The sequence below is a fragment of the Anaeromyxobacter diazotrophicus genome (assembly GCF_013340205.1).
Taxonomy (GTDB): Bacteria; Myxococcota; Myxococcia; order Myxococcales; family Anaeromyxobacteraceae; genus Anaeromyxobacter_A; species Anaeromyxobacter_A diazotrophicus.
On record NZ_BJTG01000002.1, the window covers coordinates 261317 to 284295 of the forward strand.

The 22979-nt window shown below is 75.6% G+C and carries 24 protein-coding genes; 8 read left to right on the forward strand and 16 right to left on the reverse strand.

Annotation, left to right across the window (positions count from 1 at the left end; genetic code table 11):
• Nucleotides 1–20 precede the first annotated feature (20 nt).
• The 3 genes from nrfH to HWY08_RS04160 all read right to left on the reverse strand — a co-directional run bounded on the left by nrfH (nucleotide 21) and on the right by HWY08_RS04160 (nucleotide 3308).
• Nucleotides 21–473, reverse strand: coding sequence for a cytochrome c nitrite reductase small subunit (nrfH, locus tag HWY08_RS04150; RefSeq protein ID WP_176063235.1), 453 nt, complete (start codon nucleotides 471–473; stop codon nucleotides 21–23).
• Between the two features lie 193 nt (nucleotides 474–666).
• Nucleotides 667–2046 carry a sigma-54-dependent transcriptional regulator gene (locus HWY08_RS04155; protein WP_176063237.1) on the reverse strand — a complete coding sequence of 460 codons (1380 nt, stop codon included), beginning with the start codon at nucleotides 2044–2046 and terminating at the stop codon, nucleotides 667–669.
• On the reverse strand, nucleotides 2043–3308 hold the full coding sequence (locus tag HWY08_RS04160; RefSeq protein ID WP_176063239.1) for a two-component system sensor histidine kinase NtrB: 1266 nt from the start codon (nucleotides 3306–3308) through the stop codon (nucleotides 2043–2045). The genes HWY08_RS04155 and HWY08_RS04160 overlap by 4 nt, the downstream gene beginning before the upstream one ends.
• Before the next feature lie 145 nt (nucleotides 3309–3453).
• On the opposite strand from HWY08_RS04160, the gene cysK reads away from it, so the two are divergent.
• Nucleotides 3454–4386, forward strand: coding sequence for a cysteine synthase A (cysK, locus tag HWY08_RS04165; protein ID WP_176063241.1), 933 nt, complete (start codon nucleotides 3454–3456; stop codon nucleotides 4384–4386).
• A gap of 101 nt (nucleotides 4387–4487) precedes the next feature.
• Here cysK and HWY08_RS04170 read toward each other — a convergent pair whose 3' ends face one another.
• Nucleotides 4488–5804: an O-acetylhomoserine aminocarboxypropyltransferase/cysteine synthase family protein gene (locus HWY08_RS04170; protein ID WP_176063244.1), complete on the reverse strand. Its 1317-nt coding sequence runs from the start codon at nucleotides 5802–5804 to the stop codon at nucleotides 4488–4490.
• Nucleotides 5805–5921: 117 nt separating this feature from the next.
• Between HWY08_RS04170 and HWY08_RS04175 the strand changes: the two genes are divergently transcribed.
• Complete coding sequence (locus tag HWY08_RS04175) at nucleotides 5922–7754, forward strand: AMP-dependent synthetase/ligase (RefSeq protein ID WP_176063246.1); 1833 nt, start codon at nucleotides 5922–5924, stop codon at nucleotides 7752–7754.
• 6 nt (nucleotides 7755–7760) lie between these two features.
• Here HWY08_RS04175 and HWY08_RS04180 read toward each other — a convergent pair whose 3' ends face one another.
• The 4 genes from HWY08_RS04180 to HWY08_RS04195 are packed head-to-tail and all read right to left on the reverse strand — an operon-like array spanning nucleotide 7761 to nucleotide 11318.
• A complete protein-coding gene (locus HWY08_RS04180; protein WP_176063249.1) occupies nucleotides 7761–8792 on the reverse strand; it encodes a hypothetical protein in 1032 nt (343 codons plus the stop codon).
• Nucleotides 8789–9205 (reverse strand): secondary thiamine-phosphate synthase enzyme YjbQ, encoded by a 417-nt coding sequence (locus HWY08_RS04185; protein WP_176063251.1) that lies wholly within the window; start codon nucleotides 9203–9205, stop codon nucleotides 8789–8791. The genes HWY08_RS04180 and HWY08_RS04185 overlap by 4 nt, the downstream gene beginning before the upstream one ends.
• A 28-nt stretch (nucleotides 9206–9233) precedes the next feature.
• On the reverse strand, nucleotides 9234–10358 hold the full coding sequence (locus HWY08_RS04190) for an ArsA family ATPase (protein ID WP_176063253.1): 1125 nt from the start codon (nucleotides 10356–10358) through the stop codon (nucleotides 9234–9236).
• Nucleotides 10359–11318, reverse strand: a complete 960-nt coding sequence (locus HWY08_RS04195; RefSeq protein ID WP_235969448.1) for an ArsA family ATPase — start codon at nucleotides 11316–11318, stop codon at nucleotides 10359–10361.
• A 42-nt stretch (nucleotides 11319–11360) separates the two neighbouring features.
• Between HWY08_RS04195 and HWY08_RS21765 the strand changes: the two genes are divergently transcribed.
• Nucleotides 11361–11690 (forward strand): phasin family protein, encoded by a 330-nt coding sequence (locus tag HWY08_RS21765; protein WP_235969449.1) that lies wholly within the window; start codon nucleotides 11361–11363, stop codon nucleotides 11688–11690.
• Nucleotides 11691–11866: 176 nt separating this feature from the next.
• A complete protein-coding gene (locus HWY08_RS04200; protein WP_176063932.1) occupies nucleotides 11867–12658 on the forward strand; it encodes a ParA family protein in 792 nt (263 codons plus the stop codon).
• 54 nt (nucleotides 12659–12712) lie between these two features.
• On the opposite strand, the gene HWY08_RS04205 is transcribed toward HWY08_RS04200, so the two are convergent.
• Entirely contained in the window at nucleotides 12713–13309 is a 597-nt protein-coding gene (locus tag HWY08_RS04205; RefSeq protein ID WP_176063257.1) for a polyhydroxyalkanoate synthesis regulator DNA-binding domain-containing protein, read from the reverse strand.
• Between the two features lie 79 nt (nucleotides 13310–13388).
• Here HWY08_RS04205 and HWY08_RS04210 point away from each other — a divergent pair, with 79 nt between their 5' ends.
• Together HWY08_RS04210 and HWY08_RS04215 are read left to right on the forward strand one after the other, a co-directional pair.
• Nucleotides 13389–14675, forward strand: coding sequence for a zinc-ribbon domain-containing protein (locus HWY08_RS04210; protein ID WP_176063258.1), 1287 nt, complete (start codon nucleotides 13389–13391; stop codon nucleotides 14673–14675).
• Nucleotides 14672–15448: a hypothetical protein gene (locus HWY08_RS04215; protein WP_176063260.1), complete on the forward strand. Its 777-nt coding sequence runs from the start codon at nucleotides 14672–14674 to the stop codon at nucleotides 15446–15448. Before HWY08_RS04210 ends, HWY08_RS04215 begins: the two co-directional genes overlap by 4 nt.
• Here the strand turns inward: HWY08_RS04215 and tatA are convergent.
• A complete protein-coding gene (gene tatA, locus HWY08_RS04220) occupies nucleotides 15445–15687 on the reverse strand; it encodes a twin-arginine translocase TatA/TatE family subunit (protein WP_176063262.1) in 243 nt (80 codons plus the stop codon). The two genes, HWY08_RS04215 and tatA, sit on opposite strands and share 4 nt — an antisense overlap.
• Before the next feature lie 45 nt (nucleotides 15688–15732).
• On the opposite strand from tatA, the gene HWY08_RS04225 reads away from it, so the two are divergent.
• Nucleotides 15733–16512 (forward strand): glycerophosphodiester phosphodiesterase, encoded by a 780-nt coding sequence (locus HWY08_RS04225; RefSeq protein ID WP_176063264.1) that lies wholly within the window; start codon nucleotides 15733–15735, stop codon nucleotides 16510–16512.
• Between the two features lie 28 nt (nucleotides 16513–16540).
• On the opposite strand, the gene HWY08_RS04230 is transcribed toward HWY08_RS04225, so the two are convergent.
• The 4 genes from HWY08_RS04230 to HWY08_RS04245 all read right to left on the reverse strand — a co-directional run bounded on the left by HWY08_RS04230 (nucleotide 16541) and on the right by HWY08_RS04245 (nucleotide 20809).
• Entirely contained in the window at nucleotides 16541–18721 is a 2181-nt protein-coding gene (locus HWY08_RS04230) for a thioredoxin domain-containing protein (protein ID WP_176063266.1), read from the reverse strand.
• Between the two features lie 73 nt (nucleotides 18722–18794).
• Complete coding sequence (locus tag HWY08_RS04235) at nucleotides 18795–18986, reverse strand: CsbD family protein (RefSeq protein ID WP_176063268.1); 192 nt, start codon at nucleotides 18984–18986, stop codon at nucleotides 18795–18797.
• Between the two features lie 77 nt (nucleotides 18987–19063).
• Nucleotides 19064–19282 carry a hypothetical protein gene (locus HWY08_RS04240; protein ID WP_176063270.1) on the reverse strand — a complete coding sequence of 73 codons (219 nt, stop codon included), beginning with the start codon at nucleotides 19280–19282 and terminating at the stop codon, nucleotides 19064–19066.
• Between the two features lie 87 nt (nucleotides 19283–19369).
• A complete protein-coding gene (locus HWY08_RS04245; RefSeq protein WP_176063272.1) occupies nucleotides 19370–20809 on the reverse strand; it encodes an RtcB family protein in 1440 nt (479 codons plus the stop codon).
• A gap of 171 nt (nucleotides 20810–20980) precedes the next feature.
• On the opposite strand from HWY08_RS04245, the gene HWY08_RS04250 reads away from it, so the two are divergent.
• Nucleotides 20981–21463, forward strand: coding sequence for a hypothetical protein (locus tag HWY08_RS04250; RefSeq protein ID WP_176063274.1), 483 nt, complete (start codon nucleotides 20981–20983; stop codon nucleotides 21461–21463).
• Nucleotides 21464–21485: 22 nt separating this feature from the next.
• Here the strand turns inward: HWY08_RS04250 and HWY08_RS04255 are convergent, their stop codons facing one another.
• Both HWY08_RS04255 and HWY08_RS04260 read right to left on the reverse strand, forming a co-directional pair.
• Complete coding sequence (locus HWY08_RS04255; protein ID WP_176063277.1) at nucleotides 21486–21923, reverse strand: archease; 438 nt, start codon at nucleotides 21921–21923, stop codon at nucleotides 21486–21488.
• A gap of 33 nt (nucleotides 21924–21956) precedes the next feature.
• Nucleotides 21957–22964: an NAD-dependent epimerase/dehydratase family protein gene (locus tag HWY08_RS04260; protein WP_176063279.1), complete on the reverse strand. Its 1008-nt coding sequence runs from the start codon at nucleotides 22962–22964 to the stop codon at nucleotides 21957–21959.
• Nucleotides 22965–22979: the final 15 nt, after the last annotated feature.

Genomic DNA, 22979 nt, shown 5'->3' on the forward strand with positions numbered 1-22979 from the left:
GCGGCGTGAGAGGTCGGGGTTCAGCGGAGGTGGCCGACGGAGGCGTGGCAGCGGACGCAGGAGACGTCGCGCCCGTGCGCGATGTCCTCGACCAGGGCGGCGTGGCAGCGGCGGCAGTTGTCCTCGACGACCCGCTTGCTCTCCGGGCGCGCCTGGATGACGTCGGGGTAACCGCCGAGCGTGAAGGCCATCGAGTGGTGATAGCCGTTGGTGGCCTTCACGATGTACTTCGCCGGGAAGCCCGCGGGCGTGTGGCAGTCGTTGCAGGTCGCGACGAGGTGGTGCGGCGCCGCCTGCCAGCCCGCGTAGTGGCTCGCCATCACGTGGCAGTTGGCGCAGGTCGCCGGGTCGTTCCCGAGGTAAGACGAGCCGCTCGCGTACTCGAACGCATAGCCGGCGACACCCACCGCCACGCCGGCGAGCGCGGCGACGGCGAGGATGGGCATGGCGGCGACACCGCGCGGTTGGCGCATGGTTCCTTCCCTCCGCGGTCCATCCGCGGGTCCCTCAGGCGAGGGGTACGAGAGCAAAGGTGGGGCCACCTGCGAGCCTCAGTTCAACCACGCTGAGATACGGCGTGCCCTGGACAGAACGTCGCACCCCGCGTGATCCCGGTCGGACCCGCGCATCCGATGCTCTCGGATGGGTGCATCCGAAAGCGCTTGGCTACCGGTAGTCTTCGCGGTTGAGCCCGAGCGCCTTCATCTTCTCGTAGAGGTTCCGCTCGGCGATGCCCGCCGCGCGCGCCACCTCGCCCACCTTGCCGCGGTGCTGCGTGAGCAGGCGGACCAGGTACTCGCGCTCGAAGCGCTCGACGAGCGCCGCCCGCGCCTCGAGCAGCGGGGCGTCGAGGTCGGCGAAGGCGGCCAGGGAGGCGGGCGCGCGGGCATCGCCGGTGAGGAGCGGCGCCACCGCCGGCCAGCCGAGCACCGCCGCCCGCTCGCAGAGGTTCCGGAGCTCGCGCACGTTGCCGGGCCACAGGTGCTCGCGCGCCGCCGCCAGCACCTCCGGCGGCGGGGGGCCGACCACGCGCCCGTACCGCCTGGCGAACTCGCCCAGGAAGTGCTCCATGAGCAGCGGCACGTCGCCCGGGCGCTCCCGCAGCGCGGGGAGCCGGATGGGGATGACGTTGAGCCGGTAGTAGAGGTCCTCCCGGAACAGCCCCTCCCGCACGCGCGCCTCGAGGGGCTGGTGGGTGGCGGCCACGATGCGGACGTCCACCTGGAGCGCGGCGGTGCCGCCCACCCGCGTGAACTCGCGCTCCTGCAGCACGCGCAGGAGCTTGGCCTGCACGGCGGGGTCGAGCTCCCCGATCTCGTCGAGGAAGAGCGTCGAGCCGTCGGCCTGCTCGAAGCGGCCCACCCGCCGCGCCACCGCGCCGGTGAAGGCGCCCTTCTCGTGCCCGAACAGCTCGCTCTCCACCAGCCCGGCGGGCACCGCCGAGCAGTTCACCGCCACGAACGGGCGCTCGCGCCGCGGCGAGCGGCGGTGCAGTGCGCGGGCGAGGAGCTCCTTGCCGGTGCCGGTCTCGCCGCGGAGCAGCACGGTCGCGTCGGCGCCGGCGACCTGCTCCACGAGCGCGAGCACGTCGCGCATCTCGGGCGAGGTCCCCACCAGCTCGTCGAAGCCCGCCTCGCGCTCCAGCTCGCCGCGCAGGCGCGTCAGCTCGCGCCGGGAGCGCTCGCCCGTCACCGCGTGGCGGAGCACGAGCGCCAGCTCCTCGTACCGGACCGGCTTCGTGAGGTAGTGGATCGCGCCGCGCTTCATGGCGGCCACCGCCGTCTCGACCGTGGCGTGGCCGGTCACGAGCACGACCGGCAAGGAGGGGCGGAGCGCGTGCACCTCGTCCATGAGCGCGATGCCGTCGCGGTCCGGCATCTTGAGGTCGGTGACGAGCGCGAGCGGGTCGGAGTCGCCGAGCCGCTGCAGCGCCTCCGCCGCGGAGCCGGCGGTGAGCACCTCGAACCCCTCCAGCGAGAGGTTCGCCCGCGCCACCTTGCGGGTGGAGGGGTCGTCGTCGACGACGAGCACGAGGTCGGCGCTCATCGGGCCGCCGCCTCCGCCTCGGGCGCGGGGGGCGCGCGCACGGTCCGGACCGGGAGGCGCACGGTGGCGATGGTCCCGCCCCCCTCGCGCCGGGCGAGGCTGAACGAGGCGCGGTGCTGGTCGACGGCGCGGCCCACGATGACGAGCCCGAGCCCGGTCCCGCGCGCCTTGGTGGTGACGAAGGGGCGCGTCACCTCCTCCAGGTCCTCCGCCGGGATGCCGCAGCCGCGGTCCCTCACCTCGACCACCACCGCGCCCTCGCCGCCCTCGCCCTCGAAGCGGCTCGCGAGCTCGGGGGGCTCGACCCCGCCGGCGTCGAAGGCGTTGTCGAGCAGGTTGACCACCGCCTCCATGAACATGGCGCGGTCGAGGTCGAGCGGCGGCAGGTGCGGCGCCAGCGCGAGCCGCAGCGCGTCGCCGGAGAGCCCGCGCGCCAGCGTCGCCCGCCGCGCCGCCTCGGCGAGCACCTTGTTCACCGAGGAGGGCGTGAAGACCGGGTCGGCCGGGCGCGCGACCTTGAGCAGCTCGTCCACGAAGTGGTTCACCCGCCGCACCTCGTCGTCGATGAGCTCGGCGTACTCCTTCACCTCGCCGTGCGCGGGGAGGATGCGGCGGAGGTACTGCGCCGCGCCCGCGATGGCGTTGAGCGGGTTGCGCAGCTCGTGGGCCACCTGGGCCGACATCTGGCCGACCGCGGCCAGCCGCTCGGCGTCCAGCAGCCGCCGCTCGAGCCGGCGGCGGTCGGCGATGTCGCGGATGACCATGACCACGCCGAGGTGGCTGCCGTCGCGCGCCCGGACCGGCGCGTAGGTCGTCTCGTAGCGCCCCTCCTTCTCCTTGATGATCGAGTGGCTCGGGCCGGGGTTCTGGCCCTCGCGGAGCCACCCCATGACCCGGCCCAGCATCTCGCGCGTGGCCTGCGGGTGGCAGTCCTGGAGGGCGCGGCCGGGCGGCCCGGCCAGGTTCTTCAACGCCTTGCCCGCCTCGTTCACGAGCGCCACCCGGTCGTCGGCGTCGACGAAGATGACGCCCTCCACCATCGAGTCCACGATGGCCTGCAGGCGCGTCAGCGCGGCGGCCGTCTCGCGCCGCGCCGCCGCGGCCTGAGCGCGGGCGCGCACGAGGAAGAGGCCGCTCGCGGCGGCGGCCAGCACCGCCACCCCCGCCACCGTGCCCTCCGCGAACGCCGCGGCGCAGGCGGCGAGGGCGGCGCCCCCCAGCACGAGGGCGGCCGAGCGGGCAGGGGGAATCCGGGCGGGCATGGCCCCGAGCTTAACCGGAGGGGGGCCCCTCCCGTCGCGGGGGCGCGAAGATGGCGCGTGCACGGCGGAGCGTCCGCCGTTATAACGGACGCCTCACCTTCACGCGGCCGGCCGGCAGCGCGCCGGGACGAGCCGAGGAGCCGAAATGCGGATTTACCAGGACATCACGAAGACCATCGGCAACACGCCGCTCGTGCGCCTCAACCGGCTCACGACCGGTCTCCAGGCGCAGGTCGTGGTCAAGCTGGAGAGCTTCAACCCGTGCTCCTCGGTGAAGGACCGCATCGGCGTGGCGATGATCGAGGCGGCCGAGCGCGACGGGAAGATCAAGCCCGACACCATCCTGCTCGAGCCCACCAGCGGCAACACCGGCATCGGCCTCGCGTTCGCGGCGGCCGCCAAGGGCTACAAGCTCGTCCTCACCATGCCCGAGACCATGAGCATGGAGCGCCGCAAGCTCCTCGCCGCGCTGGGCGCGCAGATCGTGCTCACGCCGGGCGCCGAGGGCATGAAGGGCGCCATCGGGCGCGCCGAGGCGATGGCCAAGGAGGACCCCCGCTACCTCGTCCTGCAGCAGTTCGACAACCCGGCCAACCCCGAGATCCACCGCCGCACCACCGCCGAGGAGATCTGGCGCGACACCGACGGCAAGATCGACGTCTTCGTCGGCGGGACCGGCACCGGCGGCACCATCACCGGCGTGGGCGAGGTGCTGAAGCAGCGCAAGCCGGGCGTCCGCATCGTCGCCGCCGAGCCGAAGGACTCGCCCGCCATCTCGCAGGGCCGCGGGGGGCCGCACAAGATCCAGGGGTGGGGGCCGGGGTTCGTGCCCAAGGTGCTCAACACCAAGATCCTCGACGAGGTGATCACCGTCTCGAACGAGGACTCGGGCGACATCGCGCGCCGCCTCAACAAGGAGGAGGGGATCCTGTGCGGGATCTCCTCCGGCGGCGCGGTGTGGGCGGCGCTCGAGGTCGCGAAGCGCCCGGAGAGCAAGGGCAAGCTCATCGTGGTGGTGCTGCCGGACACCGGCGAGCGCTACCTCTCGACCTGGCTGTTCGAGGAGGCCGCGAAGTAGGACGCGGCCAGCCCCGGAAAGCACCGCCCGCCGCCGCGGCTTCGCGGGGCGGGCGGTCACGCCTCGGGGCGCCTGGGTCCGCGCGCCGGCGGCGCGCCCGACTACCGGGCCGCGGCGAACGCCTCCTCGAAGTCCTCCTGGATGTCGTCGAGGTGCTCGATGCCCACCGAGACGCGGATCTGGTCCGGCGTGACGCCCGAGGCCTTCTGCTCCGCCTCGGAGAGCTGCTGGTGGGTGGTGGAGGAGGGGTGGATGACGAGCGTCTTCGCGTCGCCCACGTTGGCCAGGTTCGAGGCGAGCTTCACGGCGTCGATGAACTTCTTGCCGGCCGCGAGCCCGCCCTGGATGCCGAAGGTCAGCACCGCGCCGAAGCCGTTCCGGAGGTACTTCCGGGCGCGCGCGTGGTGCGGGTGGTCCTCGAGGCCGGTGTAGTTGACCCACGCCACCTGCCGATGCGCCTTGAGCCACTTGGCGAGCGCGAGCGCGTTGTCGACGTGGCGCTGCCCGCGCAGGGAGAGCGTCTCGAGCCCCTGCAGCAGCTGGAACGCGTTGAACGGCGAGAGCGCGGGGCCGAGGTCGCGCAGCCCCTCGACGCGGGCGCGGATGATGAACTGGATGTTGCCGAAGGGGCCCTTCGGACCGAAGACGTCGTTGAACACCAGGCCGTGGTAGCCCGGCGAGGGCTCGGTGAAGACCGGGAACTTGCCGGAGGCGGCCCAGTCGAACTTGCCCGAGTCCACGATGACGCCGCCGATCGAGGTGCCGTGGCCGCCGAGCCACTTGGTGGCCGACTCGACCACGATGTCCGCGCCGTGCTCGATGGGTCGGACCAGGAAGCCGCCCATGCCGAAGGTGTTGTCGACGATGAACGGGATCCGGTGCTCGTGCGCCAGCTCGGCCAGGCCGGCGAAGTCGGGCAGGTTGCCGGAGGGGTTCGCGATCGACTCCGCGTAGATGGCCTTGGTGCGTCCGTCGATGGCGGCGCGGAACGCCTTCGGGTCGTCGCCCTCGACGAACTTCACCCCGATGCCGAGGCGGGGCAGGGTGACCTTGAACTGGTTGTACGTGCCGCCGTAGAGCTGGGCCGCCGAGACGATCTGGTCGCCGGCCTGGGCGATGTTGGTGATGGCGAGGAACTGCGCCGCCATCCCCGACGACGTCGCCAGCCCCGCCACCCCGCCCTCGAGCGCGGCCACCCGCTTCTCGAACACGTCGGTGGTCGGGTTCATGATGCGGGTGTAGATGTTGCCGAACTCCTGCAGGGCGAAGAGCCGTGCCCCGTGGTCGGCGGACTCGAAGCTGTACGAGGTGGTCTGGTAGATGGGCACCGCCCGAGCGTGGGTCCCCGGAGCGGGCTCCTGGCCGGCGTGGACCTGCAGCGTCTCGAAACGGGGCTTCCGGTGGGGGGGCAGGGCCATGATCGCGCGTCCTTTGAGAGGGAGGGGCTGTAAGCTCCGGGCGGGCACCCTGCCCGACCCTCACCCACCATCTTTTATGACGGACGTTCCTCCTGTCAAGCGGAGGAACGGGACCACGTGAACCTCGAACCACCACGCACCGTTCCAGCCCTCTTCCTCCAGCGCGTCGGCAAGACGCCGTCGGCGGAGGCGTTCCGCCACCGCGTGGGCGACGCCTGGGTGAGCCTCACCTGGCGCGACACGGAGCGCCGCGTCCGCGCCATCGCCTGCGGCCTGCGCGCGCTCGGGCTCCAGGGCGAGGAGCGCTGCGCCATCATCTCCTCGACCCGCATCGAGTGGATCCTGTGCGACCTCGGGATCCTCTGCGCCGGCGGGGCCACCACCACCATCTACCCCTCCAGCACGCGCGAGGAGTGCGCCTTCATCCTCTCGGACTCCGAGAGCGCCTACGCGTTCGTGGAGGACCGGGCGCAGCTCGAGAAGCTGGCGCGGCGGCGGGCCGAGCTCCCCGCGCTGCGGCACGTGATCGTGCTCGCCCCGGGCCTCGACCCGCGGCTGGCGGGCGGCGACGGGTGGGCGCTCACGCTCGAGGCGCTCGAGGCGCTCGGCGAGGCGGAGCACGCGCGCCACCCCGGGCGGTTCGAGGAGCTGGCGGAGGCGGTGCGGCCCGACGCGCTCGCCACGCTGGTCTACACCTCCGGCACCACCGGGCGCCCGAAGGGCGTCGAGCTCCTGCACCAGGGCTGGGTGGCGCAGGCGGAGAGCGTGGAGCGCGCCGGCATCCTCGACCACCCGGAGCCGCTCCAGTACTTCTGGCTGCCGCTGTCGCACGTCTTCGGGAAGATGATCGGCACCGCCCAGCTGCAGATCGGCTTCCCCACCGCCGTGGACGGGCGGGTGGAGAAGCTGGTCGAGAACCTGGCGGTGGTGCGCCCGACCTTCGTCTGCGCCGTGCCGCGGATCTTCGAGAAGGTGTACCAGCGCGTCCTCCTGCAGGTGCGCGAGGGCGGGCTCGCCAAGCGGGCCGTGTTCCGCTGGGCGCTCGGGGCCGGGCGGGAGCGGGCGCGCGCGCTGCGCGAGGGCCGCGCGCCGGGCCCGCTCCTGCGGCTGCGCTGGGCGGTCGCCGACCGGCTCGTCTTCGAGCGGGTGCGCGCGCTCTTCGGCGGGCGGCTGCGCTTCTTCGTGTCGGGCAGCGCGCCGCTGTCGCGCGAGGTGAGCGACCTGTTCGAGGCGGCCGGCCTGCTCATCCTGGAGGGCTACGGCCTCACCGAGTCGTCCGCCGCCACCCACGTCGACCTGCCGCACCGCCACCGCCCCGGCTCCGTCGGCCCGGCGCTGCCCGGGGTCGAGGTGAAGCTGGCCCCGGACGGCGAGATCCTCATGCGCGGCCCGTGGATCATGCGCGGCTACCACGGGCTGCACGAGGCGACCGCCGAGGCGCTGCAGGACGGGTGGCTCCACACCGGGGACGTGGGCGTGCTCGACGCCGACGGCTACCTCACCATCACCGACCGGAAGAAGGACCTCATCAAGACCTCCGGCGGGAAGTACGTGGCGCCCCAGGAGCTCGAGGGACGGCTGAAGGCGCTCTCGCCGCTCGTGTCCCAGGTGCTCGTGCACGGCGACCGCAGGAACTACGTCTCCGCGCTCGTCACCCTCGACCCGGCCGCGCTGCAGGCGTGGGTGGATCGGCAGGGCCTCGCCGGCCGCGACCCGGCCCAGCTCACCGGGCACCCGGCGCTGCGCGCCGACCTGCAGCGGGCGCTCGACGCGCTCAACGCCGGCCTGCCGCGCTTCGCGAACGTGAAGCGCTTCACCGTGCTCCCCGCCGAGTTCAGCGAGGCCGCCGGCGAGGTCACCCCCAGCCAGAAGCTGCGCCGCAAGCTCATCGAGCAGCGCTACCACGAGGTGCTCGACGCGATGTACGGGGAGCAGCTCCGGGCGCCCTGAGGGGCGCTACCGCATCCCCAGCTCCTGCCGCATGCGCGCCAGTGCCTCCTCGGCGCGCGGCACGAACTCGTTCTCGACCCCGGCGACGCGGGCGGCGGAGAGCGTCTCCTCGTAGGCGACGAGCGCCTTCTCCGCCAGCACCCGCACCTCGCCGCGGAGGGCCTCCCGGTAGGCCTCCTCGCCCTGGGCGTCGAGGCCGGGCGGCAGCGGCGCCTCGACCAGCTGCCGGCGCAGGTCGTCGTACAGCTCGCCCACCCGCGCCCCGGCGGCCACCGCGAAGCCGGGGTGCCCGGCGCGCATCGCCGCGAGGTACGCCTCCTGCGCCGCGAGCAGGAGCCCAGCCTTCTCCTCGAGCTGGGCGCGCAGCGCGTCGGGGGCCACCCCGGCCGGATCGAGCGGCGCGGCCAGGAACCGGGCTCGCTCCGCCTCCCCGAGGTAGAAGCGCGCCTGCGCGGCGTCGGCCGGCTCGAGCCGCTCGCGCTCGCCGGCGCGCTCGAAGGCGGCGAGCCCGTCCTGGAGCGCCCGGCGCGCGCGCCCGGCCTCGCCGGCCTCGAGGTCGAGCACGGCGCCCTCGGTCACGGCGCGGAGGTGCAGCGCGGGGGCGAGGTCGGCGCGCGCGGCCAGGGCGTCGAGGAGCGCGCGCGCCTCGCCGCTCCGGCCCAGGCGCCACAGGCACTCCGCCGCGAGGAACCGCCCCTCGTCCTCCTCCGCGCCGGCGCCGAGCGCGGCGAGCGCCTGGAAGCGGGCCAGCGCGGGCTCGAGCCGCCCGAGCCGCCGCTCGGCCAGGCCCGCGCCGCGCAGCGCGGCCGGCGCGCGCCGCGAGGCCGGGTAGACGTCGGCGAGCCGGCCGAAGGCCTCGGCGGCGGCCGCGTCGTCGCCCGCCTGCGCCGCGGCGCTGCCCACCGCGAAGAGCTCCACGTCGCTGCGCTCCTCCGGCGAGGCGGCGCCCGCCCCCGCGCCCCGGTGGGCGCAGGCGGCGAGCGCCAGCGCCAGCAGCGGCGGCGCCAGCCGGCGGCGCGCCCGGAGGGCGCCGCTCACGGCGCGTCCGCCAGGAAGCGGAGCAGGACCTGCCGCCGCCGGGGCCCGTCGAGCTCGACCAGGAAGACGCCCTGCCAGGTGCCGAGCTGCAGCTCGCCGCCCTCGACCGGCACGAGCTGCGAGGCGCCGAGCAGGGCGGTCTTCACGTGGGCCGGGGAGTTGCCCTCGCCGTGGCGGTAAGCGCCGCGCGGGGCGGCGTCCGGCACGGCGTTCTCGAGCGCGAGCAGCAGGTCGCGCCGCACGTCCGGGTCGGCGTTCTCCTGGATGGTCACGCCGGCGGTGGTGTGCGGGCTGTAGACGAGCACCGCGCCGGCGGCGAGGCCGGCGCGCGCCACGGCCGCCCGGACCTGGCCCGTGAGCTCGACGAGCTCGCAGCGGGCGCGGGTGGCGATCTCCAGGGTCTGGGAGCGCATGGCGCCCTCCATTCTAAGGCCGCCGCGCTCAGAGCGCGGCGGCGAGGCGCGCCAGGTGGGCGAGGTCGTGGACGTCGGTGTCGAGGCGGGGGAGCTCCACCCGCGCGCCCGAGCTCTCCGCGAACAGCCGGGCCACCTCCCGCGCGTCGGCGCGCGCCAGCAGCTCGTGCTCGGCCAGCGTGCGGGCCAGCCGCGACGCGAGGGTGCCGTCGGGCACCCGCTGCGCCGCCAGCGCGGCCTCGAGCTCCACGGCGTCGGGGAGCGGCCCCGGGCCCCACAGCTCGCGGGTGACCCGGTTCGCCACCACCCCCGCCACCGGCATCCGCTCGGCCCGGAGCCGCTCGTGGAAGAAGAGCGTCTCGTCCACCGCGCGCGGGCTGGCGGAGGAGGTGAGGACGAACCCGACCTGCGGCTCGGCCAGCAGCGCCCGCACCGCGGCGGCGCGATCCTTGAACCCTCCGTACATGCCCTGGAAGGTGGCCATGAACTCGGCCAGGTCCTCCAGCACCTCGGCGCCGGTGAAGCGGGCCATGGTCTTCGCGACGTAGCTCCCGCCGAGCTGGAACAGCTTCAGGCCCACCCGCCCGGCCGAGAGGGCCGGCGCGAGCAGGGTGCGGGCGGTGTCGTTCCCGAGGAAGTCGAGGATGCGGTCGGGCGCGTCGAGGAAGTCGAGCGCGTGGGCGGTGGGCGGGGTGTCGAGCACGATGAGGTCGTAGTCGCGCTCCGTGGCGAGCTCGTACAGCTTCTCCATGGCCATGTACTCCTGCGAGCCGGCCAGGGCGCTCGAGAGCTGCTGGTAGAGGCGGTTCCGGTAGATCCGCTCGCGCCGCGCGGGGTCGGGCGCGTGCCGCGCCACGAGGTCGTCCCAGGTGCGCTTCACGTCGAGCATCATGGCGAAGAGCTGGCCGCGCGCGTGCAGCCCCGCCTCGGCCAGCCGCGCCTCGGGGACGCGGCTCTCGACGTTGCCGAGCGCCTCGAGCCCGAGCGCGTTGGCGAGCCGGCGCGCCGGGTCGATGGTGCAGACGAGGACCTTGCCGCCGGCGAGCGCGCGCCCGAGCCCGAGCGCGGCCGCGAGCGTGGTCTTCCCCACGCCGCCGGGGCCGACGCACACCGCGATGCGCTTCGCCTGGAGCGCGGCGGAGAGCTCGCCCATCTAGCGCCTCCCGGCGGGTGGCGGGGAGGCCCCGGCCAGCGCCGGCTCGAGGGCGGCGGCCACCGCCTCGACCGCGCCCAGGTCCCACCGCTCGCGGGCGAGCAGCGGCACGAGCACGGCCGGGAGGTCGATCGCGGCCCGGGCGCGCGCCAGGTAGCGGCCGGCCTGCTCGGCGCGGAGCGCCTGCAGGCGCGCGGCCGCCGCGGCGGGGCCGAGCGGCGGCGCGGCCGCCACCAGGTCCGAGAGGACGGAGGTCTCGCCGGGCGTGAAGCGCGCCTCCGGCATGGCGTTCACGAACAGCGCCCCGCGCGCGACGCCGAGGACGGTCCGCACCGCCGCCTCGAGCTCGATGGCCTCGTTGACCGGCATCTCCTCCGGCAAGGTCACGATCTGCAGGGAGGTCTTGCGGGGATCGACGAGCAGGGCGTGCATCCACTCGGCGTCGCGGCGGAGCGGCCCGGGGGGCACCGTCTCGAGGAGCGCGCCGGGGACGCGGAGGAGCTGCACCGCGTGCCCGGTGGCGGGGGCGTCGAGCACGACCAGGTCCCAGCGCGGCCGGCCGTGCTCCTCGGTCCGGACCTCGTGCAGCACCTTGCCCAGCATGACGAGCTCGGAGAGCGACGGGACGGCGCGCAGGAAGTAGCGCACCACCCGGTTCTCGAAGACCGCGTCGTAGAGGGTCTTGAAGCGCAGGGTCATGAGGCCGTACTCGCGCATGGCCTCGGCCGGCGTCACGTTGGCCGTGAACAGGTTCGGGAGCGCCTGGCGCGTCTCGAAGCCGGCCGGGGGCGCGCCGAGCAGCGGCGCCACGCGCTCCTGCGCGTTGACCTCGCAGACCAGCACGCGGCGGCCGCGCCGGGCGGCGAGGAGCGCCAGGGCCGTCGCGATCGTCGACTTGCCGACCCCGCCTTTGCCCGTGACGACGAGCAGGCGGCGGTCGAGGAGGGCGAGCCCTGGCACGGCGCTTGACAAGCTAGCGACCGGAAGGTGAGAAGTCCACCCATGATCCTCGACGAGCTGCTCAGGAACCCGGCGGTGAAGCGCGCCATGTCGGCGGGCGAGGAGCGCGTCGGAAAGCTGGTCACCCAGCTGCTCGCGAGCGAGCGCGTCATGCACGGGGTGCAGTCGGTGTTCGCCTCCGCGCTGACCGCCAAGTCCACCTTCGACCGGGGCGTCCGCACCGCGCTCGGGGCGGTGAGCCTGCCCACCACCGAGGAGGTGGAGGAGCTGCGCCGCAAGCTGGGCGAGCTCGAGGCGATGCTCGACGGGATCGCCGCCAAGGTGGACCGCCCGGCCGGCAAGCCGGGCGGCGGCTCGCACGACCCCGCCTGAGCGCCCATGCGCATCGCCTTCATCGATCGAAGCGGGGGCTGGCGCCCCCGCCCCGGCCAGCGGAGCTGGACCGGGGGCCCACCCCGCTCGCCGGGGCCCGTGCGCTGCCCGGCGCGGCATCCGCCGCGCGCCGGGCAGCGCCCCGGCGGGCTCGCTTCGCTCGCCGTGGGGTGACCATGCGCCGCATCGCCTTCATCAACGAGAAGGGCGGCACCTGCAAGACGACGCTGTGCGTGAACCTGGGGGCGTGGCTCGCCACCCGGCGGGGGCAGCGCGTGCTGCTCGCCGACCTCGACACGCAGGGGCACGCCGGCAAGTCGCTGGGCGTGGACGTGCGCACGATCTCGCCCACGGTGAAGGAGCTCCTGCTCGGCACCGCCCCGCTCGACGCGGTGGTGCGCGCGTCGGCGGTGCCGGGGCTCGATCTCTTGCCCGCCAACAAGAGCCTGGCCGACTTCCCGCTCGAGGTGGCGAGCCGCGCCGATCGGAGCGCCCGGCTGCGCGAGGTGATCGACGCGCTGCCGGCGGGGCGCTGGGACGTGGTGCTGTTCGACGCCCCGCCCTCGGTGTCGCTCGTCACCGACAACGTGCTGCGGGCCGCCACCGAGGTCGTGCTGCCCGTCGCGCTCACCTACCTCGCGCTCGACGGCTGCGCCGAGATCATGGACAGCCTCGCCCGCCTCCGGGCCGAGCGCGGGGAGGCGCCGGCGCTCGCGCTCGTCGTCCCGGCGCTCTACCGCAAGACGCAGCTCGCGGACGAGATCCTGGAGAAGCTCCGGGAGCGCTTCCCGCGCGAGCTGGCGCGGACCGTCCTCGGCTGGTCGGTGAAGGTGGACGAGGCCCAGAGCCGCGGGCTGACCGTCTTCGAGCACGCCCCCGGCTCGAGCGGCGCACAGGCGCTGGCCGCGCTCGCCGACGAGCTCCTGGAGCGCGCGCCGGCGGCGGCGGGGCGGGTGGCGGAGGGGTGAGCGGCAGGGCCCGTGAGCGGGGGCGGTCGCCCGCGGCGGGGGGCGAGCCCCGCCCTACTTGAGCTGATCCAGCTTCTTCTCCAGCTCGGCGATGCGGTCGGAGAGCGCGGTGAGCTCGCGGCGGACGTCGCCCACCGAGCCCATCCCCTCCACCGCGGTGCGGACGCGGTCGTCGACGCGCCGCTGGAACTGCGTGACGGCCTCCTGGGAGGCGGCCACCATCTCCTTGGCGCGGTCGGTCGTCTGCTGGCCGGACTTGAGCAGGGTCTGCACGCGCTGCTCGGCCGCCTGGCGCACCGCCTCGACCCGCCCCCGCAGCTCCGCCTGCGTGTCCTCGACGATCTGCGCCGCGCGCTCGCCGCCGTGGCGGATGAGGTCCTTGAGCGTGCGCAGGCTCATCTTGGAGGTCTTCTTCTCCTCCTCGAAGATGATCTGGGCCAGCGTGACGCTGGTGAGGTCTTCCTTGGTGCGGTTGTCGAGCACCTTCACCTCGGTGCCCGCCTTCACCATCTGCGCGATCTCGTCGAGCGTGACGTAGCGCGACTCCACGGTGTCGTAGAGCTTCCGGTTGGTGTAGCGCTTGATGATCTTCGGTTCGCGCGAGGCGTCGGAGGCTGAGGGTTCCGCGCCCGGGGTCTGCTCTTCGGTCATGTGGGAATCCTCCGGAGGAGGATGTGCAGGTGAGAGCGGCATTGTCTGGGCGGCCTCTCTTCCGGTCAAGGACATACCGTTGTACGCTCGGCGCCGCCAGCGGCGCGCGATGATCATCACCTGCCCCTCCTGCCAGACGCGCTTCCGCCTCGACCCGGACCGGCTGGGTCCGACGGGCGCCCGCATCCGCTGCAGCGCCTGCAAGGCCGTCTTCCGGCTCTTGCCCTCGGGCGCGGTCACGCCCGACGGAGCGGCGGAGCGGGCGCCGAGCCCGTCCGGGCCGGGGCAACCCGGGGGCGCCGCGCCTGCGCGCGCCGCGCGCGGAGCCGCCGCGCCGGCCGACCCGTTCGCGCCGGCCGGGCGGGAGCCCTTCGCCGCCGCCGACCCCTTCGCGGCCGACCTCGGCCCCGATCCCTTCAGCCTGGGCGCCGCCGCCACGCCGCCGCCGGTCGCGCCGGCCGCGGGCCTGCACGCCGCGGCCGAGGCGGCCGGCCCGCCGGCGGAGCGCCCTTCGCCACCGCCCCCGGCCCCCGACCCGGACGCGCTGTCGCTCGAGGAGGCCACCGCGCCGCCGCGAGGGTCCGCTCACCCGCCGCCGCTGCCCGCCCGGACACCGGCGCCGACCCCGAGCCTGTCGCTGGCCGACGAGGCCACCCAGCTCGTCGAGCCGCGGGCCGGCGAGCGCGTCGCGGAGGCCGCGGCCGAGCCCCAGGCCTCGGTCAGCCTCGCCCTCGACGCGCCCGCGCCCGCGTCCCCGCCCGTCCCGGCGCCGGAGGCCACCCCGGTGCCCGCGCCGGCGGCCGCACCCGAGGAGCCGGGCGCGCTCACGGCCACCGCCTCCTTGCCCCGGCTGCGCCGCCGGACGGGCGCCGCGGCGCTGGCCGCGAACTCGCTCTCGCTGGCCCTGCTGCTCGCGCTCACCGCCGCCCTGCTCGCCTGGCGAGGGGATCTCGGCGGCCGGGTCCGCGGGGCGATCCGCTCCGGGGCGCGCGCCGTCGAGCCGGCGGACGTCCGGGCGGGCCTCTTCGACACCGCCGCCGGGCCCGCCGTGCTGGTGGTGCGCGGCGAGGTGCGGGCGCGCGCCGGGTCGCCGGGGCCGGTGCGGGTGAAGGTCGCGCTCGTCCAGGGCTCGCGCACGGTCGCCACCGCCGAGGCCCTGGCGGGCGCCGCCGCCTCGCCGGAGGAGGTGTTCGCCGCCTCGACCGCCGACCAGGTGGCCTCGCTCCGGCGCGCGCTGGACGAGCGCGCCGTACGGCGCCTCGCGCCGGGCGAGCCGGCGCCGTTCCTGGTGCTGTTCCCGGCCCCGGTCCCGGATCTCGCGGGGCTGCAGGTCCGGACCGCCGCCGAGAGCGTGCCCGGGCCGTGACCGCGGCTCCCGGGCATCCGCCGGCGCTCGCCGACGCGCGGGCCCTGGCGCGCCGGCTGGGGGCGCTGGAGGAGGGCGCGATCCGCGCCCGGGCGGCCGCGCGGGCCCTCGCGGCGCTCGCTCCCGGCGCCGCCGCGGGCCTGCTCGAGGCCGCCCTGCGGGCCGCCGCCGGGGGGGAGCCCGAGCCGGCCGCGGCGCTGGCGCAGGCGCTGCTCGTGCCCGGCCCCGACCTCGGCTACGAGGCCCTCGCCGCGCTCTACGCCGCCGCGGCCGACGCGGGCCTGGACGACGTGCGCCGGCTCCTGCTCTCGGCGCCGCCGCGGCTCGCCTGGCAGCCGCCGCGCGACCGCGCGGACGCCCGGCTGGCGCGGCTCACCCTCGGTCACAAGAAGGCGCTCGCCCGCCGGCCGGGCGATCCCGACCTGCTGGCGCGCCTGGCGGCGGAGGGCGACCCGGCGGTCGTCCGCGAGCTGCTCCGGAACCCGCACCTCACCGAGGAGCTGGTGGTGCGCATCGCGGCGCGGCGGCCCTGCCGCCCCGAGACGCTCCGCTGCCTGCACGAGGAGCGCAGGTGGCGGGCCCGCCCGGCGGTGGCGCGGGCGATCGCCCACAACCCGTACGCCGAGCCGGCGCTGGTCGCGAAGCTCCTGCCGCGGCTCTCGCCGCGCGAGCTGTCGGACCTGGCGGAGGACGGCGCGCTGCACGCGATGGTGCGCGCGCTGGCGGCCAGCCTGGCGCCCGGCCGGGCGCCGGCGGCCGCCGCGGAGAGCTAGGCCTTCTTCTCGGCGCTCGCAGCGCGGGCGGCGCCGGTGGCGGCGCCCTGCGGGAGCTGCCCCTGCTGCTGCGCGTCGCCCTTCGGGGTCACGTCGATCGAGTCGTCCTCGTTCGAGGCCTTCTTGAAGTTGCGGATCCCCTTGCCGAGCGCGTCGCCGAGCTGAGGGATCTTGTTCGCGCCGAAGACGAGCACGAGCACGACGAGGATGATGAGCACTTCAGGCAGTCGCAGTCCCATGAGCCGGTATCCTAGCGTCCTCACGGAGCCAAAGCCAGGAGAGCCATGGCCGGAGACAGCGCCACAACAGCGGAGCGACGCCCGATCATCCTGGCCCACCGCGGGGCCAGCGCGGACGCACCGGAGAACACCCTGGCCGCCTTCCGGCTGGCGCTCGACCAGGGCGCGGACGGCGTCGAGCTCGACGTGTGGCGCTGTGCGACGGGCGAGGTGGTGGTCCACCACGACGCCGACACGCGCCGCACCGCCGGCGCCGCGCTCCGGCTCCGGCGCGCGCCGCTGCGCGAGCTGCGCGCGCTCGACGTCGGCGCCTGGCGCGGCGGGGCCTTCCGCGGCGAGCGCATCCCACTCCTGGCGGAGGTGCTGGAGGCGCTGCCGGGCGCGATCGTGAACGTCGAGCTCAAGGCGGAGCGGCTCCCGGACCTCGCGCTGGCGGCGGCGGTGGCGCGCGTCCTCCACCGCGCCGGCGCCGCCGGCCGGTGCGTCGTGTCGTCGTTCGACGCGCTGCTGCTGGCCGCCTTCCGCGCCGCGGCGCCCGCCGTGCCGCGCGGGCTCCTGGTGGCGGAGGGGCGGACCTGGCGGCTCCGCGCGGGGGCGGGCGCGCGCCTGGCGCGGCCGGACGCCCTCCACCCCCAGGCCTCCCTCGTGACCGCCGCGCGCGCCGCCGCCTGGCGCGCGCGCGGGCTGGCGGTGCGCGCCTGGACGGTGGACGAGGAGGCCGAGGTGGCGCGCCTGGCGCGGCTGGGGGTGACGGCCCTCATCACGAACCGCCCGGCCGCGGCGCTGGCGGCGGCGCGCCGGGCCGCTGGAGCGACCTCGCGCTGAACGCCCGCCGCGGCCCGCCTCCGCGCCCTCAGCCGCGGTAGGGGCGGACGGGGCGGAGCTGATCGGCGAGCTTCTCGGGCGTGACGGCGGGCAGCCGGCACGCGCCGCGCTCGCAGACGTAGGCGGTGGGCTGGCCACTCACCGCGGCGCGGCCGGCGGCCACCGGCGCCGCCGCGGCCAGCCGCGCCAGCGTGGCGCCCTCGGCCGCTCCGGTGAGCGCGCGCGCCGGCATGAACGTCCGCCGCAGCACCTCCAGCATGGCCGCGGGGGCCTCGGCGTCCTCCGGCCAGACGAGGACCACCTCTCCCGGCCCGTCGAGCGCGGCGTCGAGCCCGAGGAGGAGCTCGGTCAACGCGACCGGCTGCTCGGCCAGCGCGGGCGCGTACCAGCGCAGCGCCCGCTGCACCACCTCGCTCCAGCGCGCGTCGGCGGTGTAGGCCTCCAGCCGGACCGCGTTCAGGAGCGCCACCGCCGCGCCGGACGGCTCGGCGCCGTCGTGGGTGGGCTTCTCGCGCGCGAGGAGCTCCTCCTGGTCGTGGCCGGTCACGAACCAGCCGCCGCGGGGGTCGGCGAACAGCTCCTCGGTCGCGCTGGCCAGCGCGAGCGCCTCGCGCAGCCAGGTCGGGTCGAGCGTCGCCTCGTGCAGGTCGAGCAGGCCCTGGACCAGGAAGGCGTGGTCGGAGAGGTAGCCCGGTGGCCCGAGCGCGCCGGCGCGCCAGCTCCGCGCGAGGCGCCCGGCGGGGCGCAGCGTCCCGAGGACGAAGCGCGCGGCGCGGGCGGCCGCCTCGACGTAGAGCGGCTCGTCCAGCACGCGCCCGCCGAAGGCGAGGGCGGAGAGGCCGAGACCGTTCCAGGCCGCCACCACCTTGTCGTCGAGGAGCGGCGGCGGCCGCCGGGCGCGCGCCTGGTAGAGCGCGACGCGCGCCGGCGCCAGCGCCTCCCAGGCGTCCTCGTCCGGCGACGGCACCGCGAGGATGTTCCTGCCCTCGAAGTTCCCGCCGGGCGTGACGCCGTAGAAGGCGAGGAAGCGGTCGGCGCCGGCCCCGAGCACTTCCCGCAGCTCGCGCTCCTCCCAGACGTAGAAGCGGCCCTCCTCGCCCTCCGAGTCGGCGTCGGTGGCGGACCAGAGCGCGCCCTCGGGCGAGGCGAGCTCGCGCAGGACGTAGTCGAGCGTCTGGCGCGCGACGCGCGCGAGGTCGCGCCGGCCGGTGACCTGCCACGCCTCCGCGTAGGCCACCGCCAGCTGCGCGTTGTCGTAGAGCATCTTCTCGAAGTGCGGGACGAGCCAGCGCTCGTCGGTGGAGTAGCGGTGGAACCCGCCGCCGACCTGGTCCATGAGCCCGCCCGCCGCCATCCGCTCCAGGGTGAGGAGCGCCATGTGGAGCGAGCTCGGGTCGTGCGTGCGGCGGTGGTGCCGCAGCAGGAGCCGCACCGGCAGGTTGGAGGGGAACTTGGGGGCGCGGTTCACGCCCCCGTGCTGCGCGTCGAAGACGCCCTCGAAGAAGCGCACCGCCCGCTGGATGGGCTCCGCGCCCGGCGGCGCGTCCCCCGGCGCCGCGCCGGCGCCCGAGAGCGCCACCCGGATGGCCTCGGCGAGCGCCCGCCCGGCGTTCTTCACCCGGGGTGGATCACGCTCCCAGACGGCCACGATCTCGGCCAGGATCGAGAGCAGCCCGCGCGCGGGGCCGCGGTCGCCGTCGCGCGCCGGGAAGTAGGTGCCGGCGAAGAACGGCTCGCGGTCGGCGTCCAGGAAGACCGTCATCGGCCAGCCGCCGCCGCCGGTGAGCGCCTGCACCGCGGTCATGTAGATGGCGTCGACGTCGGGCCGCTCCTCGCGGTCCACCTTGATGGCCACGTAGCGCTGGTTGAGGTAGCGCGCGACCTCCTCGTCCTCGAAGGACTCGCGCTCCATGACGTGGCACCAGTGGCAGGTCGAGTAGCCGATGGAGAGGAAGATCGGCCGGCCCGTGCGGCGCGCCTCCTCGAACGCCTCGTCGCCCCAGGGCCACCACGCCACCGGGTTGTGGGCGTGCTGCAGCAGGTAGGGGCTCGACTCGAGGGCGAGCCGGTTGGTGAAGCGAGGGCGGCCGTCGCCGGCGAGGTGGCGGGTGCGGGGCCGGTAGCCGGGCCCGAGGCGCTCGATCGCCCGCTCGAGGCTGGCCTGGAGCGCGGCAGGGTGGGGCGCTGCGCCGGGGAGGGGCTCGATCACGGCCGGTACATAGGGAGGCCCCGGCCCGCGCGCCGTGCGCGCGCAGGGTCGGGGCCTCGGGTTCGCGCCGACGTCAGTGCCGCTTGTCGGGGTCGAGGGCGCCCTTGATGTCGCCCTTGATGTCCTTCAGCTTCCCCTTGAGCTTGTCCATCGTCCCTTCGTCCTTGAGCTCGCGATTGCCGGTGATCTCGCCGGCGGCGTTCTTCACGCGGCCCTTGGCCTCGTCCCACTTGCCTTCCAGCTTGTCGTCGTCGCCCATCGCCATGGCGTTCGCTCCTCCTTGTCCTGGAAGATGGGGACGCGCTGCGGCACAGGGAAGCCCGGCAGGAGCGGGCGAGGGAGCTAGCCCCGGTCCTGGAAGGCGTCGAGCGCCCGGGCGATGCGCCGCTCGATCTCGAGCCGCATGAGCCGCGCCGTCTCGACCGCCTCGGCGAGCGCCTCCTCGAGATCGGCGGCCTCGCCGCCCGGGTGCACCCGCAGATCGGCATGGGACCGGTGGTTTGGCGCGGTGGCGGGTCTCCCGCCGGGCAAGAGGACCAGGGGAAGGCGGGGCGCGTCCATGGATCGAAATCTAAGTCGTCCCCGGGGTCGGCTCGGGCGCGAGCGGGCGCCCGTTGGGGCGGCACCTGATCGAGAGGGCGCTCCGCGTCACCCCTTCACCACCCCCATGGGCTCGAGCCGCGCGACGAGCCGGGTGACGCCGGCGCGCGCCATGACGCCGACCACGTCGGCCACGTCCTTGTACGCGTCGCTCATCTCCTCGCCCAGCGTCTTCGGCCCGCGCGACAGCACCTCGATGCCGCGCTCGGCGAGCTCGCGCGCGATGGAGCGCCCGCGCGCGGCCGCGAGCGCCCGCCCGCGCGAGAGCAGGCGCCCGGCCCCGTGGCAGGAGGAGCCGAAGGTGTCCTCCATGGCGCGCGCCGTGCCGGCGAGGACGTAGGAGTAGCGGCCCATGTCGCCCGGGATGAGCACCGGCTGGCCCGCCTGGCGGTAGGGCTCCGGGACGCGCGGGTCCCCCGGCCCGAAGGCGCGGGTCGCGCCCTTGCGGTGGACGAGCACCTCGCGCGGCGCCCCGTCGACGAGGTGCGTCTCGCGCTTCGCCACGTTGTGGCACACGTCGTACAGGACCCGCGCCGCGAGCTCGGCGTCGGACGCGCCGAGGGCGCGCTGCAGCGCCCGCACCGCCAGCCCGGTCATCACCTGCCGGTTGGCGAAGGCGAAGTTGGCCGCGGCCTGCATGGCGCCGAGGTAGGCGCGCCCCGCCTCGCTCTCGACGGGCGCGCAGGCGAGCTGCGGGTCCGGGAGCGCGCGGTAGTCCTCGCCGTAGTCGGGGCCCGCCTGCGCCAGGCCGGCCAGCGCCTCGTCGCAGACCTGGTAGCCGAGGCCGCGCGAGCCGGAGTGGATCTGGATCGCCACGCGGCCCGGGAAGAGCCCGAACGCCTCGGCCGCCGCTTCGTCGTAGATCTCGGCCACCCGGTCCACCTCGAGGAAGTGGTTCCCGCTCCCCAGCGTGCCGAGCTGGTCGGCGCCGCGGCGCCGGGCGCGCGCGCTCACCTCGCCCGGCTCGGCGCCGGGGAGCCGCCCGCCCTCCTCGCACCGCTCGGCGTCGTCGGCCGCGGCCGCGAAGCCGCGCCGGACGCCCCAGCGCGCGCCGTCGCGGAGCACAACGTCGAGCTCCTCCTCGGAGAGGCGCGGCAGCGCCCGGCTGGCGCCGACGCCGGCCGGGATGTCGCGGAAGAGCTGCGCCACCACCTGGTGCAACCGGGCCCGCACCCACTGCGCGTCGAGCTGGGTGGTGACGGCGCGCACGCCGCAGTTGATGTCGTACCCGACGCCGCCCGGCGAGACGGCGCCGCGCTCCGCGTCCACCGCGGCCACGCCGCCGATCGGGAAGCCGTACCCCCAGTGGATGTCGGGCATGGCGAGCGAGAAGCGCAGGATCCCGGGCAGGTGCGCGACGTTCGCCACCTGCTGCAGCGCCGGGTCGTCGGGCGCTGGGGGGCCGACCGAGTAGACACGGCCGGGCACCTTCATCCGGCCTTCCCGCGCGATCTCCCACAGATCGGCCTCGATGCGGCGCAGCTTCATGGTTTCGTCATGGCTGGGTGGTTGGGGGCGGCGGCCGCGCACGAGCCCCGAAGGCGGGTCTCGATCCAGGCCCGCCGCGTGACCGCAGGTGGCGACCATAATCCGGGGCGCCGCACACGCACCAAGAAACCCGGTGCGATCCGCGGCTCACGACTCGAGGGGGGGAAGATGATGAGAAGCGCACGCCTGGGGTTGGCGGTGGCGACGGCGCTGTCCGTACTCTGGTCCGGGTGCGGGGGGAGCAGCAACCCCAGCGCCGCGTGCTCGCCCAGCGGGACCTGGAAGACCTCGGGCAAGATCACGAACACGACGAGCTCGCTGTGCGGTGACCTCGCGGCGCAGCTCACCACCGAAGACACCATGACGATCACGGTGACGGGGGTCAGCATCACGGCGCACGCGCAGTCCGGCGGTGCGGACTTCACCGGCACCCTCGACCCCGCGAAGTGCAAGGCCACCCTGAACGCGAGCGCGAGCGAGCCCGTCCAGCTCACCGACGGCTCGACGGCCACGCTCGTCGCGACCAGCCTCGTCAACGTCACTTTCAACGGGTCGTCGCTGACGGGTGACCAGTCGATCGGCGTGTCGACGTCCACCTCGGTGAGCGGCGCGCCCTGCACCATCTCCGGCACGATCAGCGGCACGAAGCAGTGACCGGTGCCTCATTGCCACGAGGTCAGACGTCGAACACCACCTGCGCCCTCCACGCCCCATCCTCGCCGCGCTCGAACCGGGCGGCGTGGCGCGTCACCGCCTTGAGATCTAGGCCGCCGGCGTGGAGCGCGGGGTCGTGGCGGCCGAACCCGATCGTCAGCTCGGCGCGGCACGGCGCGAGCATGACCACCTCGCAGGCGCCGGGCAGGACGCGCTCGACCGCGAAGCGGTAGAGGAGCTCCCGCAGGACCGCCAGCGCCAGCGCGGGGCCGCCGCCCGCGGCCTCCACCGCCAGCGGCTCGTCGCGCTCGACCTCCACCGGCGCGCCGCCGGCGAGCAGGGCGGCGAAGGCCAGCACGAGCCGGGCGAGGGCCTCCTCGGCGGTCGCGCCCTCCACGGCCACGCCGACGTCGGCGGTGTGGTCGAGGTCGCGCCAGGGCTGCGGCAGCGTGTAGCGCACGGCGGTGGGCGTAACGCCGCGGGGGCGCGGCGCCTACGCCTGCAGCGCGGCCGCGAGCGCGACCTCCCGGGCCCGCAGCTCGTAGCCGGGGGTCGGCGCCGGGGGAGGGTGGGCGAGGAAGCTCGCGGCGATGCGGCCCAGGTAGACGTCGAGCGGGAGGTGGCGGAACCCCAGCTCGTCGCGCGCGCGGGAGGGGTCCACGAAGGACATCCAGGGCGTCGACAGCGGGGAGACGGCGCGCGGGTCGAGGCCCGCCTTCGCCAGCGCGTCGGGGGCGACCGGCACGAGCTCGGAGCGGGAGCCGACCAGGGCGCGGAGCTTCTCCAGGAGCTCGGGGAGGCTGGGGGTCTCCTCCTGCGCCAGGTTGAAGGCGCGGCCGTAGGTGGCGGGGCGGCCCAGCAGCTCGACCAGGAAGCGCGCCACCTCGTCCCCGTAGACGTGGCGCGTGCGCGCCGGGGCGCCGTCCGGCACCAGCACCGGGCCGCCGTCGAGGAGCCGCCACAGGTACGTCTCGAGGCGCCGGTAGTAATCGAGCTCCCCGTTCACCATCGGGATCCGCACCCGCGTGGCGGGGAACCGGAAGCGGGCGAAGGCCTCGGCGAGCGCGTCCTCGCAGGCGCGCTTCTCCACCCCGTAGGACCACTCGCCGAGGTCCGGCTCGCCGGCGGGGCGCGCCATCACCGGGCCGTCGTAGTCCTCCTCCCGCGCCGCGCCGCCCGGCCGCGGGGCGCGCACGAGGTACACCTGCCCGGTCGAGATCATGACGTGGTGCCCGACGCGGCCGCCGAGCACCTCCGCCGCGCGCCGGCCGTCCTCGCCGGTGTAGGCGGCGAGGTCGATCGACGCGTCGAAGTCGCGGCCGGCGAGGAGCCGCGCCAGCTCGGGCCCGGTGCGGTCGGCGCGCAGGCGCTCGACGCGGTCGCCGAACGGATCGGGGCGCGTGCCGCGGTTGAGGAGCGTGGCCCGGTGCCCCTGCGCCAGGAGCCGCCAGGTGAGGAGCGAGCCGACGAAGCGGCTTCCGCCGATGACGAGGACGCGCACGAGGTTCTCCTGGGC